This is a genomic window from Nocardia sp. NPDC050408 (assembly GCF_044458905.1).
Taxonomy (GTDB): domain Bacteria; phylum Actinomycetota; class Actinomycetes; order Mycobacteriales; family Mycobacteriaceae; genus Nocardia.
The window spans coordinates 72,586-87,980 of sequence record NZ_JBITIL010000014.1 but is presented as its reverse complement, the minus strand read 5'-3'; the positions used below and the strand labels follow the sequence as shown (position 1 = coordinate 87,980).

The 15,395-nt window shown below is 67.5% G+C and carries 15 protein-coding genes; 6 read left to right on the top strand and 9 right to left on the bottom strand.

Features of this window, described 5'->3' with window-relative positions; all coding sequences use genetic code 11:
• Positions 1-65: 65 nt before the first annotated feature.
• On the bottom strand, positions 66-1,130 hold the full coding sequence (locus ACIBJI_RS30800; RefSeq protein ID WP_397086901.1) for an MBL fold metallo-hydrolase: 1,065 nt from the start codon (positions 1,128-1,130) through the stop codon (positions 66-68).
• A 208-nt stretch (positions 1,131-1,338) separates the two neighbouring features.
• Between ACIBJI_RS30800 and ACIBJI_RS30795 the strand changes: the two genes are divergently transcribed.
• On the top strand, positions 1,339-1,935 hold the full coding sequence (locus ACIBJI_RS30795) for a hypothetical protein (RefSeq protein ID WP_364348199.1): 597 nt from the start codon (positions 1,339-1,341) through the stop codon (positions 1,933-1,935).
• A gap of 67 nt (positions 1,936-2,002) precedes the next feature.
• Here the strand turns inward: ACIBJI_RS30795 and mshC are convergent, their stop codons facing one another.
• On the bottom strand, positions 2,003-3,241 hold the full coding sequence (mshC, locus tag ACIBJI_RS30790) for a cysteine--1-D-myo-inosityl 2-amino-2-deoxy-alpha-D-glucopyranoside ligase (RefSeq protein ID WP_397086899.1): 1,239 nt from the start codon (positions 3,239-3,241) through the stop codon (positions 2,003-2,005).
• Between the two features lie 239 nt (positions 3,242-3,480).
• Between mshC and ACIBJI_RS30785 the strand changes: the two genes are divergently transcribed.
• Positions 3,481-4,353 (top strand): LLM class flavin-dependent oxidoreductase, encoded by an 873-nt coding sequence (locus tag ACIBJI_RS30785; protein WP_396955586.1) that lies wholly within the window; start codon positions 3,481-3,483, stop codon positions 4,351-4,353.
• 79 nt (positions 4,354-4,432) lie between these two features.
• Here the strand turns inward: ACIBJI_RS30785 and ACIBJI_RS30780 are convergent, their stop codons facing one another.
• The 4 genes from ACIBJI_RS30780 to ACIBJI_RS30765 all read right to left on the bottom strand — a co-directional run bounded on the left by ACIBJI_RS30780 (position 4,433) and on the right by ACIBJI_RS30765 (position 7,582).
• Complete coding sequence (locus tag ACIBJI_RS30780; protein WP_364348205.1) at positions 4,433-5,224, bottom strand: SCO1664 family protein; 792 nt, start codon at positions 5,222-5,224, stop codon at positions 4,433-4,435.
• A 3-nt stretch (positions 5,225-5,227) separates the two neighbouring features.
• Positions 5,228-5,812, bottom strand: coding sequence for a DUF3090 domain-containing protein (locus ACIBJI_RS30775; protein ID WP_364348208.1), 585 nt, complete (start codon positions 5,810-5,812; stop codon positions 5,228-5,230).
• An 83-nt stretch (positions 5,813-5,895) separates the two neighbouring features.
• Entirely contained in the window at positions 5,896-6,636 is a 741-nt protein-coding gene (locus ACIBJI_RS30770; protein WP_364348211.1) for a histidine phosphatase family protein, read from the bottom strand.
• 16 nt (positions 6,637-6,652) lie between these two features.
• Positions 6,653-7,582 carry an undecaprenyl-diphosphate phosphatase gene (locus tag ACIBJI_RS30765; RefSeq protein ID WP_364348478.1) on the bottom strand — a complete coding sequence of 310 codons (930 nt, stop codon included), beginning with the start codon at positions 7,580-7,582 and terminating at the stop codon, positions 6,653-6,655.
• A 237-nt stretch (positions 7,583-7,819) separates the two neighbouring features.
• Here ACIBJI_RS30765 and ACIBJI_RS30760 point away from each other — a divergent pair, with 237 nt between their 5' ends.
• From ACIBJI_RS30760 to ACIBJI_RS30745, 4 genes are all read left to right on the top strand, one after another.
• Positions 7,820-8,797, top strand: coding sequence for an aldo/keto reductase (locus tag ACIBJI_RS30760; protein ID WP_364348481.1), 978 nt, complete (start codon positions 7,820-7,822; stop codon positions 8,795-8,797).
• Between the two features lie 28 nt (positions 8,798-8,825).
• A complete protein-coding gene (locus ACIBJI_RS30755) occupies positions 8,826-9,863 on the top strand; it encodes a hemin ABC transporter substrate-binding protein (RefSeq protein WP_396955587.1) in 1,038 nt (345 codons plus the stop codon).
• Between the two features lie 79 nt (positions 9,864-9,942).
• Positions 9,943-11,016 carry an iron ABC transporter permease gene (locus ACIBJI_RS30750; protein ID WP_364348484.1) on the top strand — a complete coding sequence of 358 codons (1,074 nt, stop codon included), beginning with the start codon at positions 9,943-9,945 and terminating at the stop codon, positions 11,014-11,016.
• Positions 11,017-11,359: 343 nt separating this feature from the next.
• On the top strand, positions 11,360-12,223 hold the full coding sequence (locus ACIBJI_RS30745) for a heme ABC transporter ATP-binding protein (protein ID WP_396955588.1): 864 nt from the start codon (positions 11,360-11,362) through the stop codon (positions 12,221-12,223).
• 160 nt (positions 12,224-12,383) lie between these two features.
• On the opposite strand, the gene ACIBJI_RS30740 is transcribed toward ACIBJI_RS30745, so the two are convergent.
• Genes ACIBJI_RS30740 through ACIBJI_RS30730 form a run of 3 tightly spaced genes read right to left on the bottom strand, consistent with a single transcriptional unit; the run spans position 12,384 to position 15,391 of the window.
• Positions 12,384-12,734: a YrdB family protein gene (locus ACIBJI_RS30740; RefSeq protein WP_364348220.1), complete on the bottom strand. Its 351-nt coding sequence runs from the start codon at positions 12,732-12,734 to the stop codon at positions 12,384-12,386.
• Positions 12,735-12,769: 35 nt separating this feature from the next.
• Positions 12,770-14,863 (bottom strand): MMPL family transporter, encoded by a 2,094-nt coding sequence (locus ACIBJI_RS30735; protein WP_397086897.1) that lies wholly within the window; start codon positions 14,861-14,863, stop codon positions 12,770-12,772.
• Positions 14,864-15,391, bottom strand: coding sequence for a hypothetical protein (locus ACIBJI_RS30730; protein ID WP_364348226.1), 528 nt, complete (start codon positions 15,389-15,391; stop codon positions 14,864-14,866).
• Between the last annotated feature and the right edge of the window lie 4 nt (positions 15,392-15,395).

The following is a 15,395-nucleotide window of genomic DNA, read 5'->3' as shown; positions in this document are numbered from 1 at the left end:
GAAGGTTCGGACGAATGGCCCTCGCAGATCGGGCGAGCAGCTGTAAGTCGCTGTGGGAGTTGGGGTTACAGCGGGAAGGTCAGGCGGTGGGGGTTGACGTAGTCGAGCGGGTCGTGCAGAGGGCGCAGGTTCGGTCGGTGGTCGGTGGGGATGCGCGACAGTTCGCCGCGCAGTCGGATGTCGTAGGTGGCGGCGGAGGCGGTCAGGCCGGGAAACCAGTTGTCGTGGTGGGTGGGGACGAACAATTCGGGGCGGATGGCCTCGATGTAGCGGCGGGGATCGCGAAGACCGTTGGTGATCTGGTTGAAGCCCTGGACCGCGCCGATCTGGACGTCAGTGGGTGGCAGGTCGGCGAAGACGTCGAAGACCTGCGGGGCCTTTTCCGTGAGCGGACCGGAGGAATCGTGCCAGACCAGCGAGAATCCGGGAATGCGGAATTGGTAGAGCAGGCTACCGCCCTCCGGATCGTTCAGGCGCGCCGCACTCTGCAGGACACCGGCCAGCGTCGGTGGATGCCGCACCAGCGCGCCCAGCTCCGGTAGCGGGAAGAACGGCGCCGACCCGCCGGGCCGCTCGGGAGCGGTGGGCGCGGAGTGCACGTGACGGATAGCGGTGACCTCGACCGGTCCCACACTGAACTCGTGCCGTTCCCCTGGCAGCGACGTCCCATCCCCGAGCGCGACCGTCCGGAATGTCGAATCCGCCACCTGCGCGCGGATATTCACGCCGTGCTCGGCGGTTCCGTACACGACTGCCCCCGACGCCTCGGCGACCCGCCCCGCATCAGCGGCATGATCGAAGTGCCCATGCCCGATGAAGATCGCCTCCGGCGCCAGATCCGCCAGATCCTGCGCCGTCGCGGGCACATAACCGGTGCTCGTCAGCCGCGGCACCCACGCATCCAGCAGAAACACCGACCCGGCCACGGCGAACGCATAGGTCGTGCACCCCACCCAGGACAACACCACCCGATCCGCACGTACCGCACCGGTATCCGGATCCACGACATCGGCCCCGAAAAACCGCACCCGCGCCGCCACCGTCCGCGGATCCGCCTGCGCCGCCGAGGCCTGCAACCGCCCCGCCGCACGAGCGCCGATCACACTACCGAGCGCAGCCCACCGTCCCATCAAACCCCGAGGATGAATCCCACACACCCGTGTACAACATCACGGATCACCTCCCCGAACAACCCACACCCCGATCCCGCGCTGATCCGGACCGAACATTTCGGTACGCGCGCGACCGGATCATCAACTGAGGACAATATCGACGAGGAGTCTGTCATCGGCTCGAAGAACCGAAGGAGCGCCCGCCCAGGACGGAGAGGTGTTCGACATGCGACAGCATCAGCCGCTCTACACAGCACCCGCCCTCATTTTCGACCGGACCGTCACAATCCTCGATCTGGCTGCGACGCATGACATATACGACCAGAATGGCGCGCGTATCGGCGCGGTTTCCGAGAGCGGCGAGGGTCGTGGGAAAATGTTCGCTCGTCTTCTGCTCTTGCGGATCGACGGCCCCTTCACACGCCGCCTGGAGATCCGGGACGAATTCAGCGCTCGTGTCCTCGCCGTGACCCGACCCCGCAAGGTTTTCAAGAACACGCTGATCGTGCACGGACCCGATGGTGAGTACATCGGAAAGGCTGTGCAGGAAAAGGTTTGGGGCCAGAAGCGGTTTTCGTTCGTCTCCGGCGCAGGGCAACGGGTCGGCGGCATGAACGGCAACGGCATGCTCCGGATCACCACGTGGTCGATTCGGGACGAGACCGACAACGAGGTCGCGACGGTCCGTGGCCATTTCACCATGGCGAGAACCCGGCCGTTGCCCGAACCCCTCGCCAGCATGGCGCTGGCGTCGGCACTGACCGTCGACATGGTTCTCGACGGAAAGGACCTCCCCGCCGTGACCGACCTACTTCCGTGGTAGGTGTTGCACAGAATTCCCCTCGGGCAGCGCGATTCATGTTCGCAAACCTGCGCTTCACCGATTCGGACTACAACTGCACGCCCAGCAGCGCGTCCACGGCGGTGGAGATGAGGGCCGGGGCTTCGCGGTCCTGACCTGCGTAGTTCAGGGCCTGGTTGGCCCAGTTGTCCACGGCGGCAAGGGCCTTCGGTGTGTCGAGGTCGTCGGCAAGGTGCTGGCGCAGGCGGGCGACGGTGTCTTCGGCGGCGGGGCCGCAGGTGAGGGCGGTGGCTCGGCGCCACAGGTCCAGGCGGGCGGTGGCGTGGGCGAGGACGGTGTCGGTCCACATGCGGTCCTGGCGATAGTGACCGTCGAGCAGGCCTAGGCGGATGGCGGCGGGGTCGACGCCCGCGGCGCGCAGCTTCGAGACGAGCACCAAGTTGCCGCGCGATTTGGACATCTTCTCGCCGTCCAAGCCGATGAGGCCGGCGTGCACGTAGTGGCGGGCGAAGCGGCGGCCCGCGATCAGCGCCTCGGCGTGCGCGGCGGAGTATTCGTGGTGCGGGTAGATCAAGTCGCTGCCGCCGCCCTGGATATCGAATTCGGGCCCGACGCGATTGAGCGCAATCGCCGCACACTCGATATGCCAGCCGGGTCGCCCCGCACCGAACGGCGCCGGCCACGACGGCTCGTCGGGGCGCGCGGCGCGCCACAGCAGCGCGTCGATGGTGTCGCGCTTGCCGGGACGGTCCGGGTCGCCGCCGCGCTCGGCAAACAGACGCTCCATGGTTGCGCGGTCGTAGCCGGATTCGTAGCCGAACTGTTCGGTGGCGTCGGCGCGGAAATAGATGTCGGGATATTCGGCGTCGTCGACGGTGTAGGCCGCGCCGGAGGCCAGCAGCTTCTGCACGAATTCGATGACCTCGTCGACCGATTCCACGGCGCCGATGTAGTCGCGCGGCGGCACGATGCGCAGGGCAGTCATGTCCTCGCGGAACAGATTGATCTCTCGGGTGCCCAGATCGCGCCAGTCCACACCGTCACGGGCCGCGCGCTCGAACAGCGGGTCGTCGACGTCGGTGACGTTCTGCACGTAGTGCACCTCACGGCCCGCATCGCGCCACAACCTGTTGACCAGGTCGAAGGTCAGGTAGGTGGCGGCATGCCCGAGATGGGTGGCGTCATAGGGGGTGATCCCGCAGACGTACATGGTGGCCGTGGGGCCCGGGGTCACCGGGCGAACCTGCCGGTCGGCGGTGTCGTACAACCGCAACGGTGGCCCTGCGCCGGGAATTGTCGGTAGGGCGGTATCGGACCAGGACTGCATGATTACGAGGGTAAAGGTGTGGTGGCGGCCATTGCGCCGCACCCTGCTCGCAACGGTAGGTTGTATGGCAACCACCCCGGAGCTGACCTGCCCCTATGTCGCAAAAGTCGGATGTCAATGTTTGCCGTCCGGCGGATCGAATTGCCGCGAGTGGCGTAGGTCACTGTCGATGAGTTTGCTGCGAGCACCGTGCGCCCGAATTCGACCGGGGCCGAGTGGGACCGCGCTAGGTTGGACGGGTGACTGTTCTCGGTGCGGTGTCGATGCCCCAGGTTTCCCCGGAACGTTTGCTCGCGGTGGCGGCCGCGGCCGAGGACGGTGGTCTCGAAGAACTCTGGTTGTGGGAGGATTGCTTCTGGTCCGGTGGGATCGCCACCGCCGCAACGGTGTTGGCGCGGACCGAGCGGGTGCGTGTCGGGATCGGGGTGATGCCGGTACCACTGCGGAACGTGGCGCTCACGGCAATGGAAGTAGCGGCGCTGCTGCGGCTGCATCCGGGGCGGGTGATTCCGGGTTTCGGGCACGGAGTGCAGGACTGGATGGGACAGATCGGTGCGCGGGTCGAGTCGCCGATGACGCTGCTGCGCGAACAGTTGGGTGCGCTGCGCGGGCTGCTGAACGGTGAAAAGGTCAGTGCCGCAGGCCGATACGTGCGCCTGGACAATGTCGCCCTGGCCTGGCCGCCCAGCACGCCCCCACCGCTCACCGCCGCCGCGACCGGCCCGCAGACCCTGCGACTGTCCGGTGAACTAGCCGACGCCACCATCCTCACCTCACGAACCACCCCAGACGGCGTCCGCGCCGCCCGAGCGCGTATCGAGGAAGGCCGCGCGAAAGTCCAACGCACCGAACCGCATCGCGTCATCGTCAACCTGCTCACCGCCACCGGCCCGGACGCGGTCGAACGCCTGACCGCGGCCCAGCAGCGCAACTCCGGTGAGCACCCGCCCGAGGCAGGCGTCGCGGGCGACGCACATGCCATCGCGGAAGCCGTCCGCCGCTACGCCGAGGCAGGAGCGGACACCGTCGTCCTCGAACCCGCCGACGACGATCCCGACCTGGTCGGATTCGTCCGCTTCGCCGGGGCCGAGGTCCGCCCGCTACTGAGCTGAGCGCGGTACGACCCCGTCGGCCGGCGCGACCACAGTGTTCGCAACACGGCGCCGTCCGCTATCGCAGGCAGCGCACGACTCAGAACGCGGGCCACGGAATCGGTCGCGAGGTCCTCGGCATCGGCATCACCGGATCGTCCAGCAACTCCCGCGCACGGTCGGCGAGCGCCTCGATCTCGGCATCGGTGAGATGCGGTGCGAGATCATCGGCGAGCGTGCCGGGTAGCTCCTTGGCGAAGGCGGCGATATCGGCCATCAACCCGTCACAGATGGGTTTGCCCGCCCACCCCCACAGCACCGTGCGCAACTTGTGCTCGGTGTGCAGGCAGATACCGTGGTCGACACCGTAGACCTGCCCGTCGGTACCTTCCAACGCGTGCCCGCCCTTGCGGTCGGCATTGTTGAGCAACACATCGAGCACCGCCATCCGCTGCAACCGTGGATCGTCGGCATGGATCAGCGACACCTCGTTACCCGCCGCATCCTGGGCGCGCAGCACCTCGCAGAACCCGTCCGGCACCGCACCCAACGGCACCAGATCCACCAGATCCAGCCGGTCGCCCTGATCGGTGTGGTTGTCCACCGACTCCACCCACCGCTGCACCATGCCCGGCCCGTAGGGGCCATCGCGCAGAATCGTCTCCGGAATGACACCCCATCCGAGGGCATCCGACACCCGATAGGAGGCCACCTCACGCCCGGCCAGGGTGCCGTCCGGGAAATCCCACAGCGGCCGCTCCCCGCGCACCGGCTTGTAGACCACGCGAACGCCGTCGAAGCCATCCGCATCGCAGACGAGGGTGACATTGCTCGCGGTCGTCACCCGCCCGATCACCGTCAATTCCGCGGTGTGCCACCGAGGCTCGGCCACGGACTACTCCTCTAGCTCAGCCGCGCCGAAAATATCCCCGCGCTTATATCCGTTGGTTCGCACACACATATGTCCGCGCGACGAGAGCGGTTCCCCGCACAGCGGACACGGCGGCCGACCCGCCGCGATCACCCGGGTGGAGCGCAACGCGAACTCCCGCGCCTGGATCGGGGTCAGGAACACCCGCACCGCGTCGGGACCCTCCTCGGTGTCATCGAGCACCACCGACTCGTCGACCTCGGTTTCGGTGATCGCCAGCAACTCCACCACCACCGCACCAGCATCGGCGTCCCAGCCCAAGCCCATGGTGCCGACCCGGAACTCGGCGTCGATCGGGGTCAGCAGCGGGTCGCTGTCGGCAATGTCCTCGGCCTGCGGCGGCACCTCGGCGCCGAAGCGGCGCGCGACCTCGTCCAGCAGCAGACCCATCCGATCGGCGAGCACCTTTACCTGCTGCTTCTCCAGCAACACGCTGACCACCCGTGGTTCCTGCACCGCCTGCAGGTAGAACGAGCGATCGCCCGGCTCACCGACGGTCCCGGCGACAAAACGATCGGGGGTGCGAAATACGTGGATTGCGCGAGACATCTGCACCTCCTGATACGTGACCCTGATCGACTACCCGCGGCGCTGGACTCCGCAACACGCCACCTACTCGTTTACAAGGAATCTCAAAGCTCCGCATTCCCATTATCCGCACTCGGGGTCGCACCGAGCTCGCCACCGGGAACCGGACCGGCTTCAGGGTCTGCGGGAGTCCCGGAATCTGCGGCGGGCCGTTGCGGTTTGATAGCCAAACCGGACAGATCCCCCGTGTCATTGAGCCGAACCACATACGGCGCGGTCGGGGTGTAGCGCACGATGCTGATCGAGGCGGGTTCGACCACAATGCGCTGGAAACCGTCGAGGTGCAGACCGAGCGCGTCGGCGAGCACGGATTTGATCACGTCGCCGTGCGTGCACGCCACCCACAACACATCGTGACCCGCCTTTTCGGCGAAGCGTCGATCGTGCTCGCGCACCGCGGCCACGGCACGGATCTGCACCTGTGCCAGACCTTCGCCGCTGGGGAAAACCGCGCCCGAGGCGTGCCGCTGCACCACCTTCCACAGCGGTTCGGTCAGCAGATCCGCGATCGCTTTGCCGGTCCAGTCGCCATAGTCGACCTCGATCAACCGATCATCGTATTGCGGTTCCAGACCGAGCTTTTCCGCAAGCGGCGCGACCGTGCGCTGACAGCGCAGCAGCGGCGAATGCACGATGTGCTCGATCGGCAGCGCGGCGAGCCGTTCGGCGACGTCGCGGGCCTGGGTATTGCCGTGCTCGGTCAGATCGACGCCCGCACTGCGCCCGGCGAGGGTGCGGGCGGTATTCGAGGTCGAAACACCGTGCCGCAGCAGGATCACCGTCATGGCACCAGCCTAACGATCATGTCGCCGAAACCACTCCGCTCGCGAGCAGGCCCATGACCGTCAGCCCGAGCACGATGCGGTAGCCGACGAACCAGTCCAGAGAATGTTTGCCGACGAACTTCAACAGCCACGCCACCGAGGCATACCCGACCACGAACGCCAGAATCGTCGCGACCAGCAGCTGCGGACCGCTGGCATTGAGGCCCTCACCCGCCGGTTCGAACGCATCCGGCAGGCTGAACAGGCCTGATGCCGTCACCGCGGGAATGGCGAGTAGGAACGAGAACCGCACCGCCGCTTCGCGCTCCAGCCCGAGGAACAGACCCGCCGTCGCGGTCGCGCCCGAACGCGACACACCCGGGATCAAGGCCAGACATTGCGCGAAGCCCATGATCAAACCGTCGCGGGTAGTCAGCTGCTCGATCGGGCGGATCTTGCGCCCGTAGTACTCACCGGCCGCGATGACCAGCGCGAACGCGATCAGCATGAACGACACCAGCCAAAGATTGCGGGCGCCGGTGCGGATCTGATCCTTGAACAGGAACCCGAGCACCCCGATCGGGATCGTCGCGATGATCACATACCAGCCGATGCGATAGTCGAGTTCACGCTGCGCCTGCTCGTCCAGCACGCGCTTGTGATCGGCGGTGATGACCGGAAGTCGCATGGTGGGCTGGTCGTGCAGCGGCAGCTCCGGCTCGCCACGGCTGGTCAGCCGATCGCGCACGCCGGCGAACCACGCGACGATGATCCGCCAGATGTCCTTGGCGAAGAACACCAGCACCGCCGCCTCGGTGCCCAACTGGGTTACCGCGGTGAACGAGGCGCCCGCGTCATCGCCGAAGAACACCGAGGACACGATGCGCAGATGCGCCGAAGAGGAGATCGGCAGAAATTCCGTGAGACCCTGCACCAGACCAAGAATCAAGGCCTGCACCCAGGTCATCGACTCGCCGACCACGAACCAGCCTCCACTTCCGCCCGAAATATATGTTCCTACTGGGCAATTGGTCCGGCGATCGATCCCATCACTGTGACCACCGCCGCAATCACGCAGCGACAGTACAGTGTCGAGATGGCGTCGGCATGCCCGGCTCGACCGTGCGACCCACGGCGCTGGTGGGCGTCGAGTTGCGTATCCACACTCTAGGCTTGGCGCCGTGACGATAGCGCGGGCACGGTGATGGAACAGCGGACGGTCGGCCGCAGCGGCCTACGGGTGTCCCGGATAGGACTTGCGACCCACACCTGGGGTGCGCATACCGATGCCGACGATGCTGCGGTGCAGTTGGTGGCTTTCGCCGAGGCCGGCGGCACATTGGTCGACACCTCCCCCGCCTACGCCGGCGGTGCGGCACAACGGATCCTGGCCGAACTGCTCGGCGATCTGGTCTCCCGCGACGAGCTGGTGCTCAGTGGCTGCGCGGGTGTCGCGCCGTGGATCACACCCGCACCCGTCGGACCGAACGTGCCCGAGCCGGAGCCGGTGCGGCCGGCCGTGGACACCTCGCGGCGCGCGCTGCTGCGCCAGCTGGATCGGACGCTGCTCGAATTGGGCACCGACTATCTCGATATCTGGCATGTCGCCGCCTGGGATCCGGCGACTCCGCTGGACGAGGTCGCCGCCACCCTCGAATTCGCGGTGCGCTCCGGGCGGGTGCGTTACGCGGGGGCGCGCGGGTTCAACGCGTGGCAGGTCGCCAGCCTGGCGGCGGTCGCGCCCGTCACCGTCGCCCAGACCCCGTACTCGCTGCTGGCCCGCGACACCGAAACCGAATTCATTCCGGCCGCCCAGCATCATGGTGTGGGGTTGATCGCCACCGCGCCGCTGGCCGGGGGCATTCTCACCGGCAAATACCGCGATGGGGTGCCCGCCGATTCGCGCGGTGCGGACGAGGCGACCGCCGCCGAGATCCGGCACCGGCTCGACGACCATGCGACCCGGGTGGTCGAAGCGTTGGTGACCGCTGCCGACGGACTTGCCACCTCACCATTGGCCGTTGCGCTGGCCTGGATCCGGGACCGTCCCGGCATCGCGAGCATGATCGTCGGCGCACGCGATATCGGCCAGTTCACCGGGGTACTGGCCGCCGAGACTTTGGAACTGCCGCGTGCCATCGCGGCCGCGCTCGACGATGTCAGCGCACGCGCGGCGGGGTGAATCGATGCGGGAGGCTAGCCTTACCTGCATGAGGTTTCTCGACCGTGTCCGATCCGGCGGGGTGCGTTCCCTCCTGGCCCTGCTGGCACTGACCCTGCTGGTCGGTTCGGCCTGCGGTACCGACAGTGATGCCACGGGCAGCGGCGGCCGCGGGCCGGTCACCGCGAAACTGGAGAACCTCGACCCGGTGCCGATCGGGCCCGAACCCACGCCCGCGCTGCCCGCGATCGTCCGATCGTTCGACGGCGCCGAAGTCACCATCACCGATGCCAGCCGCATCATCGCCGCCGACCGCTTCGGTACCCTCGCGCAGACGGTCTGGGCGTTGGGTTTGGGCGCCAAACTGGTCGGGCGCAGCACCGCGGCCGGGTTTCCCGCAGTGGCGAATCTGCCGATCGTGACCGGTGGCAGCGGTTCGCTGAACGTGGAATCCGTTCTGGCACTGCGTCCTTCGGTCTTTCTCACCGATAGCACCAGCGCCGCCCCGCAGGTGCGTGAGCAGTTGCGCGCGGCCGGGGTGACCGTCGTCTACTTCGATCCGCAGCGCACCATGGACGGCGTGGTACCGCAGATCGTGGCAGTCGCCGCCGCACTCGGTGTACCCGATCGCGGCCAGGCCCTTGCCCAGCGCACCCGCGACGAAATCGCCGCCGCCAGTGCCGGGGTGCCGAAGCAGGACAAAGCCCTCACCGTCGCCTTTCTCTACCTGCGCAGCACCGCCATCACCATGCTCGCCGGACCCGGCTCCGGCGCCGACGCCCTCATCACCGCGCTCGGCGCACGTGATGCGGGCTCTGCGGCCGGGTTGACCGAGCCGTTCGTCGCGATCACCAGTGAGGCCATGATCGCGGCCGCACCGGATGTGCTGCTGGTGATGTCGGATGGGCTGAAGTCGGTCGGCGGCGTCGACGGACTGGAAAAAGTGCCGGGCATCGCCCAGACACCCGCCGGACGCAACAAGCGCGTGGTCGATATGGCCGACTCGGTGGTGTTGAGCTTCGGCCCGAATACCGGCCGGGTGATCGCCGCCCTCAGCGAGGCCGTGTACGGCACCAAGCCCGCATGAGCGGCAGGTCACGGGCGGATGGCGGCGAGGTGCCGGTGTGAACGGAAGGGCTACCGGGGCAACCGCGACCGGCTCGGCGATGCCGCACAGTCCGCATCCCGTTGCGCCCGAGTCGCGAGGGTGGTCGCGGACCGCGATCGTGTTCGCCGTGGCGGTGGCGGCGCTGGTGGTGTTGGCGTTGGCGTCGGCGGCGATCGGGCAGGTGCCGACGACACCCGCTGAGGTGGCGGGCAGTGTGTTGCATCGGATCGGGTTGGACTGGGGGCCGATGCCCGCACATCCGGCGGGTGAGGTGACGCTGTGGGAGGTGCGGTTCCCGCGCGTGGTGCTCGCGATCCTGGTCGGCGCCGCATTGGCGACAGCGGGTGCGTTGTTGCAGGGGGTGTTCGCGAATCCGCTCGCCGAACCCGGTGTGATCGGAGTGTCGGCGGGGGCCGCGGTCGGTGCGGGCACGGTGATCGTGGTGGGTGGTGCGTTCGTGGCGGCGTGGTCGGTGGCGGCGGCCGCATTCGCGGCGGGGTTGCTGACCACACTGCTGGTGTATCTGCTGTCGCGCTCGAATGGGCGCACCGAGGTGGTCACGCTGGTGCTGACCGGTGTCGCGATCAATGCCTTCGCCGGTGGCCTGATCGCGTTGCTGCTGTTCATCGCGACCCCCGCCGCCCGCGACCAGATCGTGTTCTGGCAATTGGGCAGTCTCAATGGAGCCACCTGGGATGCGGTGCACGTCGTCGCTCCGCTGGCCGCTCTCGGTATTCTCGCCGCGGTGCTCATCGCGCCCCGCCTGGACCTGCTCGCTCTCGGTGAATCCCCCGCCCGGCACCTGGGTGTGGACGTGGAGCGCTTGCGGCGCAATGTCATCGTGGTAGTCGCCGTCCTCGCCACCGCGGGCGTCGCCTTCACCGGCATCGTGCTGTTCGTCGGGTTGATCGTGCCGCATGTGGTTCGCATGCTGGTCGGCCCCGCCCACCGCATCCTGATCCCATTGAGCGCCATCCTCGGCGCGGTCGTGCTGCTCGCCGCCGACGTGGCCGCACGCTCCCTGGTCCACAATGCCGACCTGCCCCTCGGCATGCTCACCTCCCTCATCGGCGGCCCCTTCTTCTTCTGGCTCCTGCGCCGCACGCGTGCTCGCGCGGGAGGTTGGGCATGAGTCGCGAAATCAGCTGGGACGCAACCGTTCCGCGCACGCTCGGAATGTGGTGGGCCCCTGTCGCGAACGCCGTTCACCAGCGCGTCGGAGTGTTCGGCCGAAAATGTATCTCTCCCGCCGATCAGTCATGCAGCGTGCGGGCGGGGCAACCGGGCAGGTCGAACGCAGATTCCTGGTGGCCTCGCACGCCGATGCTGGACCGCGGGCCGGCAGTGGACGGGCGCGACGCGCCGAGGGGCCGACAGGCAGTGCAGGCAGGAATGTCGAACTCGACGGCCCGGCGCGGCAGCATTATCAGCGAATGTCGCGCATACATGCCGCAGCCCGCAGGTGGGGCGGAGGTGTGAGCAGGGTGCTGGAGGGGTTGGGGTCGGTGTTCGCACGGACGCATGAGTTGCCGGTGCCGCCGCAGCCGGGTGCGGTGACGCTTCGGGCCAGCGGTGTGAGCGTCGACAGGCGTGGTGCTTCGGGGGCGCATACGCGGCGGGTGCTCGAAGCGGTCGACTTCGACGTGGTCGCGGGCGAGATCGTAGCGTTGGTGGGGCCGAACGGGGCGGGCAAGTCGACACTGTTGGCGGCGCTCGCGGGTGAGTTGGAGCCGAGCGAGGGCACGATCGAACTCGATGGTCGGGCGCTGGGCCACTGGTCACATTTGGATATGGCGCGGCGCCGGGCGGTATTGCCGCAGAGCCACACCGTCGGATTCCCGTTCACCGCTCGCGAGGTGGTCGCTATGGGGCGCGCGCCGTGGGTGCGGACCGAGCGGCGGGACCGCGATGACGAGCGAATCGCCGCCGCCATGACCGTCGCCGACGTAGAACACCTTGCCGCCCGGCCATTTCCGACACTCTCCGGCGGTGAACGCGCCCGTGTCGCCCTGGCCCGCGTCCTGGCTCAGGACACCGCAACCCTGCTGCTGGACGAACCTACCGCCGCTCTCGACCTCGGCCATCAAGAAGCGGTTCTACGCCTGGCCACCGCCCGGGCCGCCGCGGGCGCCGCCGTCGTCGTCGTCCTGCACGACCTCGGCATCGCCGCCGCCTACGCCGACCGCGTCGCCGTCCTGGAATCCGGCCGCATCGCCGTCGACGGCCCACCCCGCAAAGTTCTGACCACCGAACTCCTCACCCGCGTCTACCAACACCCTGTCGAAGTCCTCGACCACCCAGTGACCGGCGCCCAACTGGTCCTCCCCGTCCGTCGGTGACCGTCGCCGGACCCCGCTTCGAAACAGGCCGGCCGTCGCGCAAGCACGACTGGCAGCCGAGCCACATCCACTAACACCGGGCGGAGTCGTCGACGGTTTGCTGTCACGTTCGCACGAAAAGTGAACGCTCAGCCCGAGATCGGGCTCCGAACAGGCGATTTCAGGCCTGATGCCACAGCATCCGCAAGGCGGCGTTGATCGCCCATATCGCGAAGAACACGGCTGCGGCCAGTGCCGTGAAGGCGAGACCGATCAGTACCGCCGCGCCGCCGAACCAGACGATCTCCAACAGGGCGCGCCACGGGCCGGTAAGGGGGTATCGCGCATTCTTGCCGCCGCCCGCCGCGAACAGTGCCCACACCACGATGAATACCGCGGGGGTGGCGATTCCGGCGACGACGCGCACGATGGGGTTCGCATCGAGGGTGAAGCCCCAGATCGCCGCTCCGGCGAGTACACCCAGTTCGAGCAAGAACATCAGGCCCAGATTCGCGCCCTCGAGCACAGTCATTCTCGATCCCTCTCACCCGCTGACGAGCAGCCCCGTCAACGCCAGACCAGCTTCAACACCGCGGGCGTCAACAGCATGCGGACCACGGACGCGTCCAGGACCAGTGCCGCGATCATGCCGTAGGCGATGTATTTCATCAACACCAGGTCGGAGAACCCGAAAGCGCCGGTCACCACGATGAGAATCGCTGCGGCAGAGGTGATTACCCCGCCGGTGTGGGCGATACCGTAGCGGATGGCCTCCGGCGGCGACGCGCCGTCCGCGCGCGCCTCGGCCATCCGCGACAGCAGGAACACCTCGTAGTCGGTGGACAGCCCGAACACCACCGTCACGATCAGCGCCAGCACCGCGAACATCAGCGGCCCCGGTGTGAAGTCGAAGCTCCCGGCCCCGTGCCCCTCGACGAACACCCAGGTGAGCACACCCAGTGTGGAGGCCAAGCTCAGCGCGCTCATCAATACCGCCTTGAGCGCCAACACGATTGAACGGAATGCCAGATACAGCATCACCAACGCCGCGGCCGCCAGGAGCCCGACCAGCAACGGCAGCCGCACGAGCAGCCCGTTGATGCTGTCACGCTCGAGCGCGGGCACCCCGGTCACCATGATCTCCACCCCGGAAGGTTCCGCAATCGCACGCAGCGAATCGATCACCGCGTCCGCATTGCGCTTGTCGGCGAGACCGGCGTTGAGCACATTGATCTGGTCCTTGGTCGGCGCACCGGGTTCGAAACGCCCCGTCAGACCGGGAATCCGGCTCGCCTCATAGCGAATATCGCTGAGCTGCTGCGGATTCGCGCCCACCACCACCAGTTTGATCGGCTCGGTGCGAAAACTCGGGAACAACTGGTCGAACCGTTCCTGCGCGACCCGCGCCGGATTGTCTTCGGACAAATAGCGTTCGCTGATCCCGCCGAACTCGATATTGCGAATCGGAACGATCAACGCGAGCAGCCCGAGCACGATCGGCACCACCACCGCCCATGGTCGCCGCATCGCCCGTGTCGCCAGCCGCGAGAAGAACCCCGAGTCGATCTGCGCCTCGGTCTTGGTGCGCGAGAACCGATGCCAACCCCACAGGTCGATTCGCCGTCCGACAATGCTCAGCACCGCGGGCAGCGCCGTCACCGACAGCAGTGCGGCCAGCAGTACCGAACTGATGCCGCCATAGGGCACCGACCGCAACACCCCGTTCGGGAAGATGAACAACGCCGCCAGGCTGATCGCGATGATCGCGGCCGAGAACAGTACGGTGCGCCCGGCCGTGGCCACGGTGCGCGCCGTCGCATCCTCCACACTGTGCCCGCCGGCCAGCTCCTCCCGGAATCGGGTCACGGTGAACAGTCCGTAGTCGATCGCCAACCCCAGACTCACCAGCGTCACCACCGCACTGGCGAAAACGTTCACCGCGATGTGATCGGTGAGCATCCGGATGGTGCCCTGGGTGCCGAGTACCGTCATCCCGCCGATCAGCACCGGCAGCAACGCCCCGACCACCCCGCCGAATACGAAATACAGCAGGATCGCCACGATCGGCAGCGCGATGATCTCGGCCCGGCGGATATCGTCCTGCATGCCCTGATTGATGCCCTCGACAATCGGTTGCAGCCCGGCCAACTGCACCGTGGTGCCGCCGGGGCCACCGCCCGCGCGCCCGGCACCCAGCTCACCCTTGATCGCGGTGTAGTTCTCGACCGTCGCGGTGCCCTCTCCGCGCAATCCGACGCTGGCGAAGGCATGGGTGCGCGAGGCATCGGTGGCCTGCGCGGCGAAGGGGCTGTCCCAATAACTGTCGATCTTCAGAATCCGGTCGGGGTGCCGGGCAAGCAGCTGCTTCAGCGAATTCGTCACTGCCGCACGCACGGTCGGATCGTCGACGGTCATGCCCTCGGGCGCGGTGTAGAGCAAGACGATGTCGCTGTCGGTATCGCGGCCGAAGGTGGCATCGGCGATCTTGGCGGCGGCCACCGATTCACTGCTCTCGTCGAACCAGCCCTCCTGAGTCAGCCGGCCCGCCAGATCCCGGCCGTACCAGCCCGAGAGCAGCACCGCGACAATGGCGATGCCCAGCACCAGATAGCGGTGGCGGTGGATGAGACGACCCCACCGCAGCGAACCGGATTCGATCATCTAGCCGCAGGCCGCGGTGCGGTAATCGGCCGAGCGCAGAATGCCGCACAGGTCGGTGCGCGAGATCTTCCACCTGCCGTCGAGCAGCACGAAATGCACGACGGTCGTGCGGACCGCGGTGCCGGTGCCGTCCTTGTCCAGCCGCATGGTCGCGGTCAGTGTGCCGTCGCGGTTGTCGAAGACCGGATCGGTGACGCCGTAGACGGCGCGCGGATTGTCCTGCAGTGCCTTGTACATGTCCGGGATGGCGTCGCGGAAGGCTTCGCCGTCCTCGATGAGGTCGGTGCGTTCGGAGTCGGGTAGCGCCGGATCCAGGGCGCGTTTGATCTGCGCATCCAATTCGGCGGCGCTCGGCAGTGGTCGGTGGGCGGCGCTGGAGGAGGTCGCGATCGAGGAGGACAGCGAGGCATTGGCCGAGGAACGCGCGGCATCGACCGAGGCCTCGTCCGGTCCGGTGCTGCACGCCGCAGCCGCCGCGACGAGGATGGCCGCGGTCAGCACGGAACGGACGAATCGTGTGGTTGGCATCACC